14 protein-coding genes and 1 pseudogene are annotated in these 14,730 nt (G+C 62.4%); 9 read left to right on the top strand and 6 right to left on the bottom strand.

Going from position 1 to position 14,730, the window contains the following annotated elements; genetic code table 11:
* Nucleotides 1-432: 432 nt before the first annotated feature.
* A complete protein-coding gene (locus G4923_RS11830) occupies nucleotides 433-1,833 on the top strand; it encodes an OprD family outer membrane porin (RefSeq protein ID WP_106885999.1) in 1,401 nt (466 codons plus the stop codon).
* A gap of 115 nt (nucleotides 1,834-1,948) precedes the next feature.
* Complete coding sequence (locus G4923_RS11825; protein WP_163137156.1) at nucleotides 1,949-2,779, top strand: SDR family oxidoreductase; 831 nt, start codon at nucleotides 1,949-1,951, stop codon at nucleotides 2,777-2,779.
* A gap of 123 nt (nucleotides 2,780-2,902) precedes the next feature.
* Here G4923_RS11825 and G4923_RS11820 read toward each other — a convergent pair whose 3' ends face one another.
* Complete coding sequence (locus G4923_RS11820) at nucleotides 2,903-3,235, bottom strand: DUF1904 family protein (RefSeq protein ID WP_163137155.1); 333 nt, start codon at nucleotides 3,233-3,235, stop codon at nucleotides 2,903-2,905.
* Between the two features lie 70 nt (nucleotides 3,236-3,305).
* Here G4923_RS11820 and G4923_RS11815 point away from each other — a divergent pair, with 70 nt between their 5' ends.
* The 7 genes from G4923_RS11815 to G4923_RS11785 all read left to right on the top strand — a co-directional run bounded on the left by G4923_RS11815 (nucleotide 3,306) and on the right by G4923_RS11785 (nucleotide 9,459).
* Nucleotides 3,306-4,187: a TraB/GumN family protein gene (locus G4923_RS11815; RefSeq protein WP_163137154.1), complete on the top strand. Its 882-nt coding sequence runs from the start codon at nucleotides 3,306-3,308 to the stop codon at nucleotides 4,185-4,187.
* Nucleotides 4,188-4,353: 166 nt separating this feature from the next.
* On the top strand, nucleotides 4,354-4,503 hold the full coding sequence (locus G4923_RS11810; protein ID WP_081805766.1) for a DUF3149 domain-containing protein: 150 nt from the start codon (nucleotides 4,354-4,356) through the stop codon (nucleotides 4,501-4,503).
* 109 nt (nucleotides 4,504-4,612) lie between these two features.
* Nucleotides 4,613-5,194 (top strand): DNA endonuclease SmrA, encoded by a 582-nt coding sequence (smrA, locus tag G4923_RS11805; protein ID WP_163137153.1) that lies wholly within the window; start codon nucleotides 4,613-4,615, stop codon nucleotides 5,192-5,194.
* Nucleotides 5,195-5,300: 106 nt separating this feature from the next.
* Entirely contained in the window at nucleotides 5,301-6,779 is a 1,479-nt protein-coding gene (locus tag G4923_RS11800; RefSeq protein WP_163137152.1) for a carboxypeptidase M32, read from the top strand.
* Between the two features lie 152 nt (nucleotides 6,780-6,931).
* Nucleotides 6,932-8,452 carry a DNA-3-methyladenine glycosylase 2 family protein gene (locus tag G4923_RS11795; RefSeq protein ID WP_163137151.1) on the top strand — a complete coding sequence of 507 codons (1,521 nt, stop codon included), beginning with the start codon at nucleotides 6,932-6,934 and terminating at the stop codon, nucleotides 8,450-8,452.
* Nucleotides 8,449-8,925, top strand: coding sequence for a methylated-DNA--[protein]-cysteine S-methyltransferase (locus G4923_RS11790; RefSeq protein ID WP_163137150.1), 477 nt, complete (start codon nucleotides 8,449-8,451; stop codon nucleotides 8,923-8,925). The genes G4923_RS11795 and G4923_RS11790 overlap by 4 nt, the downstream gene beginning before the upstream one ends.
* A gap of 117 nt (nucleotides 8,926-9,042) precedes the next feature.
* Nucleotides 9,043-9,459: a cupin domain-containing protein gene (locus tag G4923_RS11785; RefSeq protein ID WP_163137149.1), complete on the top strand. Its 417-nt coding sequence runs from the start codon at nucleotides 9,043-9,045 to the stop codon at nucleotides 9,457-9,459.
* 189 nt (nucleotides 9,460-9,648) lie between these two features.
* Here the strand turns inward: G4923_RS11785 and G4923_RS11780 are convergent, their stop codons facing one another.
* The 5 genes and pseudogenes from G4923_RS11780 to G4923_RS11755 all read right to left on the bottom strand — a co-directional run bounded on the left by G4923_RS11780 (nucleotide 9,649) and on the right by G4923_RS11755 (nucleotide 14,725).
* Complete coding sequence (locus G4923_RS11780; protein ID WP_163137148.1) at nucleotides 9,649-9,906, bottom strand: DUF1272 domain-containing protein; 258 nt, start codon at nucleotides 9,904-9,906, stop codon at nucleotides 9,649-9,651.
* Between the two features lie 44 nt (nucleotides 9,907-9,950).
* Entirely contained in the window at nucleotides 9,951-10,280 is a 330-nt protein-coding gene (locus tag G4923_RS11775; protein ID WP_163137147.1) for a DHCW motif cupin fold protein, read from the bottom strand.
* A 1,526-nt stretch (nucleotides 10,281-11,806) separates the two neighbouring features.
* On the bottom strand, nucleotides 11,807-13,654 hold the full coding sequence (locus G4923_RS11770) for a peptidase U32 family protein (protein ID WP_163137146.1): 1,848 nt from the start codon (nucleotides 13,652-13,654) through the stop codon (nucleotides 11,807-11,809).
* A 349-nt stretch (nucleotides 13,655-14,003) separates the two neighbouring features.
* Nucleotides 14,004-14,096, bottom strand: a pseudogene (locus G4923_RS21495) (LysE family translocator); the annotation flags it as partial.
* Nucleotides 14,097-14,113: 17 nt separating this feature from the next.
* Nucleotides 14,114-14,725: a LysE family translocator gene (locus G4923_RS11755; protein WP_163137145.1), complete on the bottom strand. Its 612-nt coding sequence runs from the start codon at nucleotides 14,723-14,725 to the stop codon at nucleotides 14,114-14,116.
* Nucleotides 14,726-14,730 lie beyond the last annotated feature (5 nt).

Below are 14,730 nucleotides of genomic sequence, written 5' to 3'. Positions count from 1 at the left end.
ATATGTTGCCGTCGGGTTAACAAAGAAAGTTCTGCTTCCGCGCCAAGATCCCCCCAGCTAAACGGAAAAAACCACCTGAAAACGCTCTCATTACCGACATGAGCGGGCTGAGAGTGCCCACACCAAGAATCATGATTCTTTGCACTCGGTCATATTTTTGAAACTTGGCGGGAACTTCCGGTTGATATTTCGCACCGCGAACGTACTCTTGGTGGTGTCAGATCGCCAAGGATCGAGACCTAAAAAATAATGACTGTAAAGATGCAGATTGCCCTTCAGTGATGCGCCAAGGCGTCCGGGCAGACGGGCACAACACAGAACAGTTTCTTTTTGCCCTGCGGGGTGTTGATTGCAATGCCAATACCGAGCGGCGGGCCTCTGCCTGACTGCCGGAAAAAAAAGCTAAGTCCATAAAATCAGGAGCAATAACAAATGGAAAAAGTGATCTTCAAGCGCGCCTCTTTGAGTGCCGCCGTGGTTGCGGCGCTGCTCGCCCCCGGCATGGCATCCGCGGCTCAAGACATGATGAGCCCGGAATATGGCAAGTCCTATGAAGCCTTCATCGACGAAGGCAAGCTGACAGGCGGCCTGTTCTACTTCCAGCGTGAACGTGATCGCGTCCAGGCCGGTCCGGGTCAGGATGGCAAATACCACTCCAACCTGAGCCATGCCACCACCCAGGCAGCCCTGAACTACAACTCCGGTTATGCCTGGGGCATGGTCGGGCTGGATGTCGGCGGCTTTGGCGCCTATGACCTGGCCGTTGACGAGAGCAATGGGGTCAACGAAGAGAACGAATTCTCCTTCTGGGGCGACCAGTGGGGTTCAGGTGGTGACGGTGTTCCCGAGAATGGCTTCAGCCTCTCCACCGCAGCCCTGAAGCTCAAGTTCGGTGACTCTGTCACCGCCAAGGGTGGTTACACCCAGCTGTATGTACCCGGCATCATAGGCGTCAACTGGTCCTATCAACCCGGTACCTACCGTGGTGGCCAGATCGAGGGCAACTTCGGTGGCCTCTACCTGACCTACGCCATCGCCGATGAGTACAAGGCGCCCTGGTTCAAGAACACCGCCGGCTTCTCCAAGAGCAGCCCCTATGCCAGCGATCCCTTCACCGATGCGAACAAGATCGACTACATCCACGGTCTGGCAGCCCGTTACACCTTCGAGGACGGCACCGCCATCACAGGTGGCTTCGGTCAGGCCGAAGGCTACATGGACAGCTACCACTTCAAGCTGGCTCACAAGTTTGACGTGCTGGGTGGCCTGAACACCAGCTACCAGTTCTACGGTTCCGACACCGAGAACGAAGACTATGACGGTCTGGCATGGCAACAAGCCCTGACCGCAAGCTGGGCAGCCGGTCCCTACTCCTTCCGCCTGGAAGGTATGTACACCAAGGCCGAAGGGGATCTGGGCAACTACCTGCCCCGTCTGACCCGTGGCTACGGCAACTCCCAGGGTGCGAACGAGATCTGGTGGGATTCCCGCTCAGACTGGAACCACAACGAAGAGAAGGCCGTCTTCTTCGGTACCACTCGTACCCTGGATGATCTGGTCGGTGCTCCGGGCTGGGCCGCGGGTGTCTCCGGTGCCTACGGTTGGGATGCCAACAATGGCGACGGCACCCTGGAGCCGGGCAAAGAGTGGGCCGTCAACTTCGACGTCATGTACACGGTGCAGGATGGCAAGCTGAAGGGCACTCTGTTCAAGCTGCACTACACCGATTACAACAACGAGCAGGACGACAAGGGCAGCTGGTACTACCCGAACATGTTCAGCTCCGAGCATGACGTCAAGTTCCACATCATCATGCCGTTCACCATCATGTAATCAGGCATCTGTTCTGACCGAAAACCGGGCCACGTGGCCCGGTTTTGTTTTTGGTGGCGCTCGGGCTACCATGCCTACTTCGGCCCTGTGCTGGCCGCCAATCAGGATGATCTTCATGCCCCACCCCTTCGTGCTTATCACCGGCTGCTCCAGCGGCATCGGCCTCGCCGCCGCCAAGGCGCTCGGTGCCCACGGTTTCACCGTGATCGCCTCCGCCCGCAAGACCGAGGATGTCGCCCAGTTGCAACAGCAGGGCCTCTTGGCGGTGCAGCTGGATCTGGCGGACACCGCCAGCATAGAGCGGGGGGCGGCAGAGGCGCTGGCGCTGGCCGGGGGACGTCTGTACGGGCTCTTCAACAACGGCGCCTACGGCCAACCCGGCGCGCTGGAAGACTTGCCGACGGAGGCGCTCAAGGCGCAATTCAACACCAATCTGTTTGGCTGGCACCATCTCATTCGTCAGGTGCTGCCGGCCATGCTGGCCGTGGGCGAGGGGCGGATAGTGCAGAACAGCTCTGTGCTTGGCCTGGTGGCCATGAAGTATCGCGGCGCCTACAACGCCAGCAAGTTCGCACTGGAAGGCTACACCGACACCCTGCGCCTCGAGCTCGAGGGCAGCGGTGTGCACATCAGCCTGATAGAGCCAGGCCCCATCGACACCCGGTTTCGCGCCAATGCCCGTGACGCCTTCGTGCGCCACATAGATCCGGCCCAGAGCCGCCATCAGGGAGCCTATCGCCAGACCCTGACCCGGCTGGAGAAAGAGGGCTCCACCAGCGGCTTCACCCTGCCGAGCGAGGCCTGCATACCGCCGCTGCTGCACGCGCTGCAGAGCAAGCGTCCCAAGCACCGCTACCCAGTCACCCTGCCCACCAGGCTGTTCAGCATATTGCGCCGCCTGTTGCCGAGCCGCTGGCTTGACCGGATCCTCGGCAAGTCGGTGTGATCCACGGCGGTGACTGATCCCCGCCCGAGCGCCAGCATCTGATCAATAGTGCTGGCCCTTGCTGTCGTACCTGGAATTGACCGTCTGTACAGCAACTGTTTCAGCAAGGCTCTCCACTCACGCTCAATAGTGCTGGCCGTTGCTGTAGTAGGCGCTCTTGACGATGGGCAACACCTGCACCACCACATAGGTCTGCTCCCCCAACACCGCCTTGAGGTGGCGGGTGATGAGGGCAGCGGCGGCATCCTGCACCTCCTGCGGGCGCTCGAACCAGACCAGCTCCACGAAGGGGAAACCGGCCTCTCGCTCGCCGTTCCTCACCTGGATGCTGTCGACGCACTCCAGGGTGACGAACTCCGGCTTGCCGCCAGTCAGGGCGCAGAGATCCGCCAGCAGGGGCGTGCTTATCTGCTGCAGGGTGTCGACAGAAACTGCCCGAAAGCGAAGGTGGGGCATGGGAAACCTCTTGGCTGTGACAAATGAGGACTTATCATAGAGCACTCATCCCGCTCACATAAGGTGCCTCATGAGATTCCATCGCACGCTGCTTTCCTTACTGCTTTGGCTGCTGCTGCCGCTGAACGCCTTTGCCGATCCGGCCTTCTATCGCATCAGCAAGGGCAATGAGCAGCACTGGTTGCTGGGGTCCATCCATGCGGGCAAGCCCTCGCTCTACCCCCTGCCCGAACCCGTCGAGCGCGCCTGGCAGCAGAGTCGCGCCCTGGTGATGGAGGTCGACATGACCCACATCAGCCAGGCGCAGTGGCAGGAGATGGGGGCCATCACCCGGCTGGTGGATGGCAAGACCCTCAAGGATCACCTGCCCATGGATCTCTACCGACGCACCCTGATCGCCGCCGGCCAGAACGGCCTGACCGAGGCCATGCTGGCGCCGCTGCGCCCCTGGTTTGCCGCCATCACCCTGACCCAGGCGGCGCTGGAGCGTACCGGCTATCGCGGTGAATTCGGGGTGGATCAGCACTTCGCCAAGCGGGCAAACGACGGCGGCAAACCCATAGTCGGGCTGGAGACCCTGCTGGAGCAGCTCGGCTATCTGGCGAGCGTCGGTGACAACCAGACCCTGATGCTGGAGAGCACCCTGGATGAGCTGCCTGAGCTCGAGAAGGGGTTCGCCGAGGTCATGGCGGCCTGGCAGAACGGGGATCAGGCCACCCTGATCAATCTGCTCAAAGAGGAGATGGCGCCGCCCAAGCTGCAAGCCTGGCTGGAGCAGACCCTGCTGGCGGAACGCAACCGCAACTGGGTCAAGAAGTGGCCCGGCCTGCCAAACGAGAGCTTTATCGTGGTAGGGGCTCTGCACCTTTACGGCGAACAGGGCCTGCTCGCCCTGCTGGAGCAGCAGGGCTGGCGCATCACGTCGCTCACCGAACCCGCAGCGGCAGACTAAGTCCGCAGAGCGGTGCCCTGCCGCCAAGCGGGGCGCCGGGTGCGAGGCCGCTCACAGAATGGGTTGCCGATTAAATAACCACGAAGGGACTTGATCGAGATCATCTCATCCCACCCAAAGAGGTATCTATCATGCCTGTCATCGCGCAATGACAGGAGTGAACGAGATGGAATTCTGGATGAACCTGATGTTCGGCAACAGCGTGGGGCTGATGTCCATGCTGGTGATTATCGGCACCTTCCTGCTGATCAGCGCCTATGCGGTCTATTTCATCTACAAGGTGATGCACGCCGAGCCGCCGAAAGAGGGTCAATAACCCGACGGCGACACCAGGTGCGGGCCCCTGAGCCCGCCGCGCCCCCGCCATTCTAAGCACAGGCCAGGCCCGCTATAATGCCCCCTCATTCTCATGCGGGGAGCCTGCCGTGTCTCATAACGACGAACTCTCACTGTTCCTGCAGGAAGTGGCCGACGTGCGGCCGCTGCGCAGCGACCACATAACCCCTAGCGCGGGCAACAGCCTGCCGACCGAGGCGCAACTCGCGCGCCGGGAGGCCGCCACCGCCGAACGGCTCACCCTGGATCACCTCAGCATGGAGGCTGTCCCCATGCTGGATCCCCACGACATCGTCGGCTTCAAGCGCGACGGCGTGCAGGAGGGGGTCTACAAGAAGCTGCGGCTCGGCAAGTACGAGCTGCAAGGCTCCCTCGACCTGCACCACAAGACCATCAAGGAGGCGCGAACCGCCCTGGTGCAGTTCATTGGGGAGTGCGAGGTGCGGGACATCCGCTGCCTGCTGATCCTGCACGGCAAGGGGGAGCGCAGCACCCCGCGCGCCCTGCTCAAGAGCCATGTCAGCGCCTGGCTGCCGCAACTGCCTGCGGTGATGGCCATCCACAGCGCCGAGCGTCGCCACGGCGGCAGCGGCGCCCTCTATGTGCTGCTGCGAAAGAGCGAGCGCAAGAAGGCCGAGAACCGCGAACGTCACCAGAAGCGCCTCGGCTGACCGCCTGAGGGTGGCCCTAGCCCGCGGCACAGTGCTAGCATCGGGCTGCCCCGATCATGCCAGGTACGGGGTGCATACCATCAGGGACGATAACAAGGACAATCCCATGTCATACCAGAAACTCGAACAACATCAGCAACAACTGCACCGCCTCTCCCACCTGTCCGCCATCTGCGGCTGGGATCAGGCCGCCATGATGCCGGAGGGGGGCAACAAGGCCCGCGCCGAGGCGATGGCGGAGCTCGGCGTGCTGATCCACGGCAAGCGCACCGCCCCCGAGCTGGGCGACTGGATTGCCAAGGCCGAGAGCGAACCGCTGGACGCGATCCAGCGCGCCAACCTCGCGGAGATCAAGCGCCACTGGCAGGATGCGAGCCTGCTGCCAAGCGAGCTGGTGGAGGCGCTCTCCTTGGCCGGCAGCAAGTGCGAGCACGCCTGGCGCCGCCAGCGCAAGGAGAACGACTGGGCAGGCTTTGCCCCTAACCTCGAGGAGGTGGTGCGCCTTTCGCGGGAGGTGGCTAGCTTGCGCGCCGAGGCGCTCGGGGTGCGCCCCTATGACGCCATGCTGGCGCTGTACGAGCCCGGCATGACGAGCGAGAAACTGGATCAGATCTTCGGCGATCTGACGAGCTGGCTGCCCGGCCTCATCCAGCAGGTGAGCGAGCAGCAAAAACGCGACACCATTTTGATCCCGCAGGGTCCCTTCCCGGTCGCGACCCAGCAGGCGCTCGGCCAGGAGGTGATGGGGCTGCTCGGCTTTGATTTTGCCCACGGCCGGCTCGATGTGAGCAGCCACCCGTTCTGCGGCGGCGTGCCGACGGACGTGCGCATCACCACGCGCTACAACGAGGACGAATTCGTCTCCAGCCTGATGGGCATAGTCCACGAGACGGGCCACGCACGCTACGAGCAGGGCTTGCCGCGCCATCTGCTCGGTCAGCCGGTCGCCGAGGCGCGCTCCATGGGCATTCACGAGAGCCAGAGCCTGTTCTGCGAGATGCAGCTAGGCCATGCACCCGCGTTCCTTTCGCTGCTAGCGCCGCGCATCCGCGCGCACTTCGGCGAGCAGGCCGCACTCGCACCGGCGAACCTCGAGAAGCTGTACAACAGGGTCGAGCCCGGCTTTATCCGCGTCGATGCGGACGAGGTGACCTACCCGGCACACGTCATACTGCGCTACGAGCTGGAGCGCGATCTCATCGAGGGGCGCATCGAGGTCGCTGACATACCGGCGCAGTGGGACGCGAAGATGCAGCAGTGGCTCGGGCTGTCCACCAAGGGCAACTACCAGAATGGCTGCATGCAGGACATTCACTGGACGGACGGCTCGTTTGGCTACTTCCCGAGTTACACGCTCGGCGCCATGTACGCGGCGCAGCTGCGCTTCGCGCTCGAGCGAGAGCTCGGCGACATGGGCCAGCTCATCGAAGCGGGCCGCTTGCCGGAGATCTTTGACTGGCTCGGCCGCCACATCTGGTCCCAGGGCAGCCTGCACGGCACGGACGAGCTCATTCGCCGCGCGACCGGCGAGGCGCTCAATCCGCAGTGGCTGCGCAAGCACCTGGAACAACGCTACCTGAAATAGGCGCCTTCCCCGGGGCGCGGCCCAGCGCTGCGCCCTCTCATCCCCTCCCCAAGCGCCCGACTTTTTTTGCTATCCCTGTCCGTTTTTGGCTAGTCACTCCCCTCGCACCCGCTTAGTCTCTGGGTCATGCACACCCTCAGCCGAGTCATGTCATGAACACAGCGTCCCCCGTCTCATCGCCCCAGGACGAGATCATCCCCGGCCTCACCCGCGAGCAATGCCATGCCGCCCGGCTCGCACGAGACGCGCGTTTCGACGGCCGCTTCTTCACCGGCGTGCTGTCCACCGGCATCTATTGCCGCCCCATCTGCCCTGCGCGGGCGCCGCACGAGCACAACGTGCAATATTTTCGCTTCGCGGCGGCGGCGGAGCAGCACGGGCTGCGTCCCTGCCTGCGCTGTCGCCCCGAGCTGGCGCCGTCCCAGAGCGGGGATCTGCCGCCCCTGGTCGCCCAGGTGCTGGCGCGCATAGAGCGCGGTGAACTCGGGGAAAGCACCCTGGGCGCGCTCGCGGCGCAGGCCGGGATCACTGAGCGCACGTTGCGGCGCCAGTTCGAGCAACACCTCGGTGCCTCGCCAAAGCAGGTGGAGCAGACGCGCCGCCTGCTGCTTGCGAAGCGGCTGCTGACGGAGACGCATCTGCCCATCACGGATGTCGCGTTCGCGTCTGGCTTCGCGAGCATTCGCCGCTTCAACGACGCCTGGCAACAGGCCTACGGGCTGACGCCGGGCGCCTTGCGCAAACGGGAGGGCGCTGCGCCAGCCGAGACGCCGCAGACGAGCCTGCAATTGCACCTGCAATATCGCCCGCCATTCGATGCCCAGGCCATGCTCGCGTTCTACCGGCTGCGCGCCATTCCTGGGCTGGAACGGGTGGATGAGTACGGTTACGAGCGCCGCCACAGGGTAGGCGAGCAGGAGGGGCTAGTTCGCATCGAGCCCCTCGAGGGGGAGAGGCTCAGGCTGACGGTGCAGGATCTGCCGCCGAGTGCGCTGCCGGACATACTGTATCGCGTGCGCCGCATGTGGGATCTGGACGCGGACATGGGGCGCATCGGCGAGCTGCTCGGGCAGGATCCGCTGCTGGCGCGGATACAGGGGCGCTGGCCCGGGGTGCGGCTGCCTGGGGGCTGGGACGAATACGAGGTGATGTTGCGCGCCATCGTCGGCCAGCAAGTGTCGGTCAAGGGCGCCATCACCATCATGGGGCGCCTGGTGTCGCGCACCCTGGCGCAGTTCGGGGTAGCGCAGCTGCCCACGCCTGCCCAGCTGTGCGAGCTCGATCTGGACGGCATCGGCATGCCGGGCAGCCGCATCCGCACGCTGCAGGGGCTGGCCGCGGCGCTCGCGAGCGGCGCCCTCACCCTGGGCAGCGCGAGTGACGAGCAACTGCTCGCGCTGCCGGGCATAGGCCCCTGGACGGTTGCGTACTGGCGGCTGCGCTGCGGGCTGGACACGGACGCCTTTCCCGCCTCGGATCTCGTGCTGCAAAAGGCGCTCGGGGGCGGCGCCAAGCTGCCGGTGAAGGAGGTGGAGGCGCGAAGCGCCTCCTGGCAGCCGTGGCGCGCCTACGCCGCGAGCTGGCTGTGGCACGCCATGAGCGAGCAGCCCGCGCTGCTGACAGACCCGGCCCGGGAGCACCCAGACAACGAACCCAAGGAGACAACCCCATGATCCGCTACGATATTATGCCCACCCGCTGCGGCGATCTGCTGGTCGCCATCGATGAGCGCGGTCTGGTGCACGTGGACTTTGTGGCAGGGCTGCGGCCACTGCCCGACATGAGCGACTGGCGGCAGGACGGCGAGGCGCTCGCCCCCTTCCTCGCCGAGTTTCGAGACTATTTCGCGGGGCGGTTGCAACGATTCACCCTGCCGCTCGCGGCGCGGGGCACGGCGTTTCAGCAAGCGGTATGGCAGGCGCTGTGCGACATCCCCTATGGCGAGACCCGCAGCTACGGTGACATAGCCCGCGCCATCGGCAAGCCGAGTGCGAGCCGCGCCGTCGGGGCCGCGAACGGCCGCAACCCGCTGTCGATCATAGTGCCCTGCCATAGGGTGATCGGCCAAAGCGGCAGCCTGACCGGCTATGCGGGGGGCCTGCCCATCAAGCAGGCATTGCTGCACCTAGAGGGCGTCACCACCTAAAGCGCCACATCGGCCAGGCACCGCGGGCAGGCTGCCCACACCCTATGCTTGGAGAGGCGAGACCCTGACGGCCTCGCCCCATTGAACGGGTTGTTCAACTCGCAAAGGAGAGAGCAGATGAAATTCATGTATGCCGTCGTCCTCTCGCTATCGGCTCTGCTGCTGGTCACCGTCCCCGCCCGGGCCGAGTCGACCCTGGTGATGACCAAGGCCGATCTCAAGTGGAAGGACATGGGCAACGGCATCGCCGCCGCACCGGTCTCCGGTGACATGGCCAAGGGGGAGAGCAGGTTCTTCCTGAAATACCCGGCGGGGCTGGTGACGCCGAATCATCATCACGACGCGGATCACTATGTGACCCTGGTGTCGGGTGCCGTCACCCTGACGGTCGCAGGCAAGGAGTACCCCCTCGGCCCCGGCGATTACTTCGCCCTGACCGACAAGCAGCCCCATGTGGCCAAGGTGGAAGGCAGCGAGGAGGCGGTCTTCTTTATCCAGGCCGATGGCCCCTGGAATGTGGTGATGGAGAAATAAGCAGTGTGATCCCGGGCGGGGCCCCGTGGCCCCGCTTCAGGAGAAAGGACGACCCAGCCGGCTCAAACCTGGCCCCCTGGCCAGCATGGCCGCCGGGAGAAGGTCAAGGGCCAGAGGGGACGCGGTTGGTAGACGCGGCCCCAGAGGGGACGCGGTTGGTAGACGCGGCCCCAGAGGGGGCTGGCAGCCCTAGCGCCCCTTGCTCAGGGCCGTTTTCAGGGCAGGATTGAAGACCCGCTTGATGGAGCCGGGATTGGCCGCCAGCTTGGCCGCCGGACGGCGCGGGCGCCTGACCAGCTCGCCACCGCAGTTGGGGCAGGTCAGGTGCAGGTACTGATCGTTGCACTGGGCGCAGAAGGTGCACTCGAAGGAGCAGATATAGGCGACCGCAGTGTCGGCGGGCAGATCCTGGTCACAACATTCACAGTTGGGTCTGAGCTCAAGCATGGGCAAGATCCTGGAAGATAAGGGGAAATAGGAAAGGGCGCGGCTCAGTCGACGATAAAGAGCCGGGCGCCCTGTTCTGTGTAGGATCTATGGGGCTCGGCGTTGTCCGCCACCTGATAGCTCATGCCCGCGGTCAGGGTGAAGACGCGGCCATCCTGCAACTCGGTGTGCAGCTCCCCCTCGAGGCAGAGCAGCACGTGGCCCTTGCTGCACCAGTGATCCGCCAGATAGCCGGGGGAGTACTCCACCATCCGTACCCGCAGATCCCCAAACAGCTGGGTGTGCCAGCGGGCGACGCCGCGTTCCCCCTTGTGCTCGGTGGGCGCTATCTCGGCCCAGTTCGTGGTGCAAAACGGTAAGTCCTTGATTTCCATCGTAACTCCATTTGTCAAAACAAGAGGCATCACCGCAGCAGGGGCAATCAGCATCCGTCGCCCCCCCGCCATGCCGGCTGTAGGCTGGGATGCCCGGACAAGCTAGTCTCCCCATAGTGCCTCCCTGATACTGCCATCGAACCAAGCGCCATAACATACCTATCAAGCTGGTGTTACTAAGGCGGGAAGGAATTGGTTATTAGATAAGTGCTGGCTTGCGATTAATCAGGGCAGGTTTTCGAACATCCGAACAGGCTTCGCTATTCTAACTTTGAATTTTGTAAGTGGTGATGGAGACCTAAAACTTTTGACCTTACCGTTAACGGTAGCCCCTACAGTCCTTGTTCTAGAGGCAATATGGAAAATGCACCGCCCTCAATGCATTACCCGCACCGACAGACTGCTGGCTATATTTTACAATCCATCGATTGGCGTTGGCGCAATTACTCTTCCCCCTTAATCCCAACACTGTTATGTCTGCATCCATCGCACAAGATAGATAAAGAGTGACTGGGCCATCGAAATTAATTTTGATATGGAATAAAAACGTTGATATCGTTTAGTAAACCTTAGTCTTTATAAATTTAAACAATCTACGAAACTACTCCCTCCGACACCTCAATCGTCTAACGCATAAATAGATGATGTAGATGGGGGGTGTCCAAAGCAGGAGGGCTATAGGGAAAAAGAATGGGGAGGATAGCGAGGCTGCCGACAACTGCACAATCAATAGCACGAAGTTAAGAACAGCAGAAGCTACCCACGCACCATTAAAACCTTGGCAACGAGCACCGTAGAGAAGCGCATCGTAGAAATTGCAACCAGGGATACTGTAACCTCCGTATTCACTCGTCGTCGCAACCAAGATGCCTCCAAGTGCCCCTGTGAACAGAAATCCCGTATAACCGATAGCAACCCAGTATCTTACGGTTGTGAAAATCGATGAAGTGATGGACTGACTTTGAGGTGCGTACTCTGCCTCTGTGAGCTTGACGGTAGCCAGCAGGATGACGGCCGGAGTGACGATAGCCAACACAAGAATAAACAGTACTATCATTGCATACCTCCGCTACAGGTAAGGATTCTGGCTACCCCCCCCTTTGGATATAGAAATGGCCACATTTTTCATCTGACTTTATCGCCAAACAGGATCACTCGCAGAGAATGCAGCCACGAGGTCCTACACCGCACAGGATAGATAATGACTGGACCATTGAAGCCAATTTGGATATGTAATAACAAATTTAATCTCGCTTGGTAAATATTGGATTTCATAAACTCAGAGCCGCTGGTTTGATAAGCGAGGCGTAATCAGACGTTCGGAAAGAGAATTTTCAGACAGTTCAGTCGAAAACACTCTTCCCTGGAACACTGCACATTTACGCCCCCTCATCCCCAGCCCCTCCCCCATTTTTCAAAAGTAAGTGGGAAAAGGGAGTAGATACCACCGCTGGTAATGGATGGCACTATACAGATTGATCTCCTCTCCCCTAGTAAGGGAGCTAGGGTGAGAGGCCGCAAACGGATTACTTTTTCAAACTCCCCATCACCTGCATCTCGCAGCGCTTGCAGTCAAAGCGCAGGCGGAAACTGTCTTTACCCATCTTCAATTCCAGCGGTTCGGCCTTGAGGCCGGGCACCTCTTTCGGGCAGAGGTGCTGGCTGTAGCGAATACAGTGTTTGGTGATCATCAGCACCACCTCCCCCTGCTCCTTGTTCGCCTCATAGGCGGGGGCTATGCGCCCCACCCCGTGCTCGCGGAAGAACTGCTCGGCCGCACTGTTCAGCACGTTGCCGAGGTAGGAGAGCCGGTGCTGGGGATAGGTGGCGTCACGCAGAGGGATGCGCCGCTCGGGTCGCCGGTAGGCGGCCAGACGGGCCGCCTCCAGGGCGGCTATGCCGTCCCGGCGCAGGCCGTTGAGCATGGATGCGGCAATGAACAGGGGAGAAGTGAATACCAACTCAATCTGGCGTGCCACAAACAGGGTGTTACCCAGTTTGCCAAGCTGGTCCCGCGCCTGTTGCAGCGCCCGCGCCGGGTTGTCGGCCGGCTGCTTGTCGCAGGGGAGCGTGACGGAGGCGCCGATGCCCTGCTCGTCGGTGAGCACGAGCCGGACGCCTTGGTCGCATTCAGAGAGCCGCATATCGACCCGGATGCGGCGCTCCGCGCTCGGCTTCTCCAGCAACTTGCTGAATGCCTGATCGTGGTTGCGGAAGATCTCGGTGCCCACCTTGAGGCCAGGCATGCGCTCCGACAGCAGTAACTGCTTACCTTCCACCTTGTTGAGGCGCATCCCCACCAGTTCGCCCCCCGGCTTGAAGAAGCCGAGGCCATCGCCGTTGTTGAGGCTCACGGGTTTGCCGTCTATCTCTATGCCATCGCGGGTCACCTTGCTGACGCGGCCCAGGGGTTCACCCACATATTTCGGGCTCCTGGTGGAGTCTATCCCCGGCTGGCGGCCATGGAGGAAGTAGTCGGTGCTTCCCCGGTTGAAGCTCTTTTTGGGATCCGGTGTGAAACCGTAGCTGCAGCGACCGGCCGACGCCGCCACCAGATCGGGGCGGCGCTCCAGGATGGCGTCCAGCTTCTGGCGATACCAGGCGGTGACATTCTTGACGTAGTCCACCCCCTTGAGGCGCCCCTCAATCTTGAAGGAGCGGATGCCCGCGGCGATCAGCGCCTCCAGGTTCGTGCTCTGATCCATGTCCTTGAGGGACAACAGGTGGCTGTTCTCCACCAGCACCTCACCCCCTGGGGTCTGTAGGGAGCAGGGCAGCCGGCAGAGCTGGGCACACTCGCCACGGTTCGCGCTGCGCCCGGTGCGGGCGTGGCTGATGTTGCACTGGCCGCTGTAGGAGACGCACAGGGCACCGTGGATAAAGAATTCCAGCTGCACCTGGGTCTGGGCGCTGATGGCACGGATCTGCTCAAGGGACAATTCCCGGGCCAGCACCACCTGGGAGAAACCCACGTCCTGCAGAAACTTCACCTTTTCCGGCGTGCGGTTGTCGGTCTGGGTGCTGGCGTGCAACGCGATGGGGGGGAGGTCGAGCGCCAGCAGCCCCATATCCTGCACGATCAGCGCATCGGCCCCGGCCTCGTAGATCTGGTGGGTCAGGCGCCGGGCCTGCTCCAGCTCCTGGTCGTGCAGCAGGGTGTTGAAGGCGACGAACACCTGGGCGCCGAAGCGGTGGGCGTGGCGCGCCAGCGCTTCGATATCTTCGAGGGAGTTGCCTGCCGCACTGCGGGCACCGAAGGCGGGGCCGCCCATGTAGACGGCATCGGCACCGTGGTTGATGGCTTCGATGCCGTAGGCGAGGTTCTTGGCCGGAGCCAGCAGCTCGAGGCGGTTAGTCTGGGTGTGATCCTGCATGGGTCTGGTCTGAAGGCGGACGAGAAATGCCCGTCACTCTAGCGAGACCAGGCGCCCGCCGCCTTGATCCCGCTTAAGATCACCGCAGAATGCAGGATTGGATAGGCCGACATTCCTAAGCAGGAGATGCGGCTTTCGCCGGGCCGAGACAAGCCTATGTGGTCGCCCCTCATCCCCAACCCTTCTCCCGCAAGGGGAGAAGGGAGATTGCGCTGGCGACACTGGCACCAGACGCTGGTCTAGATCACCACTTTGAGCGCCAATCCCAGCAGCACCAGGCCGCTTATCTTGTCGATCACGAAGGACTTGGCCTTGAGCCAGGCCAGCCATGAACAGACCGCGGGAGAGCTCAGATCACCACCTTGAGCGCCAATCCCAGCAACACCAGGCCGCTTATCTTGTCGATCACGAAGGACTTGGCCTTGAGCCAGGCGAGCCATGGACAGACCGCGGGAGAGCTCAGATCACCACCTTGAGCGCCAATCCCAGCAACACCAGGCCGCTTATCTTGTCGATCACGAAGGACTTGGCCTTGAGCCAGGCCAGCACGGGCCCGCGGGAGAGCACCAGGGCCACCAGCACGTACCAGAGCGCGTCTATGCCGCCGGCGGTCAGCATCATGATGCTCCCCTCGCGCCAGCCGGTATCGGCGTGCACGAACTGGCTGAACAGGGCGATGAAGAAGATGGCGAGCTGGGGGTTCAAGAAGGCCACCATGAAGCCCTCGAACGCCCCCTGACGGCCACGGGCGCCGTGCACCGTCTCGTCGGCAGAGTCGCCACTGGCGGGCTTGGCCAAGAGCGCCTTGATCCCGAGCCAGGCGAGGAAGGCGGCACCGCCGTAGCGGATCAGATCAAACAGCAGCGGGGTCTGGGTGATCAGCACAGAGAGACCCAGCGCCGTGATGAGGGCGTAGATCCCCACCCCCAGGCCGTGGCCGAGCGCCGTGGCCACCCCGTGGCCCTGCCCCCCCTGCACCGTATTGCGGATGATCAGCGCCAGGCTGGGCCCCGGACTGATGGCCCCCATCACGCAAATGGCGGCGAGCGCCAGCCAACTCGTCATTTCCATACCCT

Origin of the sequence: Aeromonas rivipollensis (genome assembly GCF_010974825.1) — a bacterium.
GTDB lineage: Bacteria > Pseudomonadota > Gammaproteobacteria > Enterobacterales > Aeromonadaceae > Aeromonas > Aeromonas rivipollensis.
Note: the sequence above shows the minus strand (reverse complement) of the source record. Positions and strands in the feature narration are given on the sequence as shown.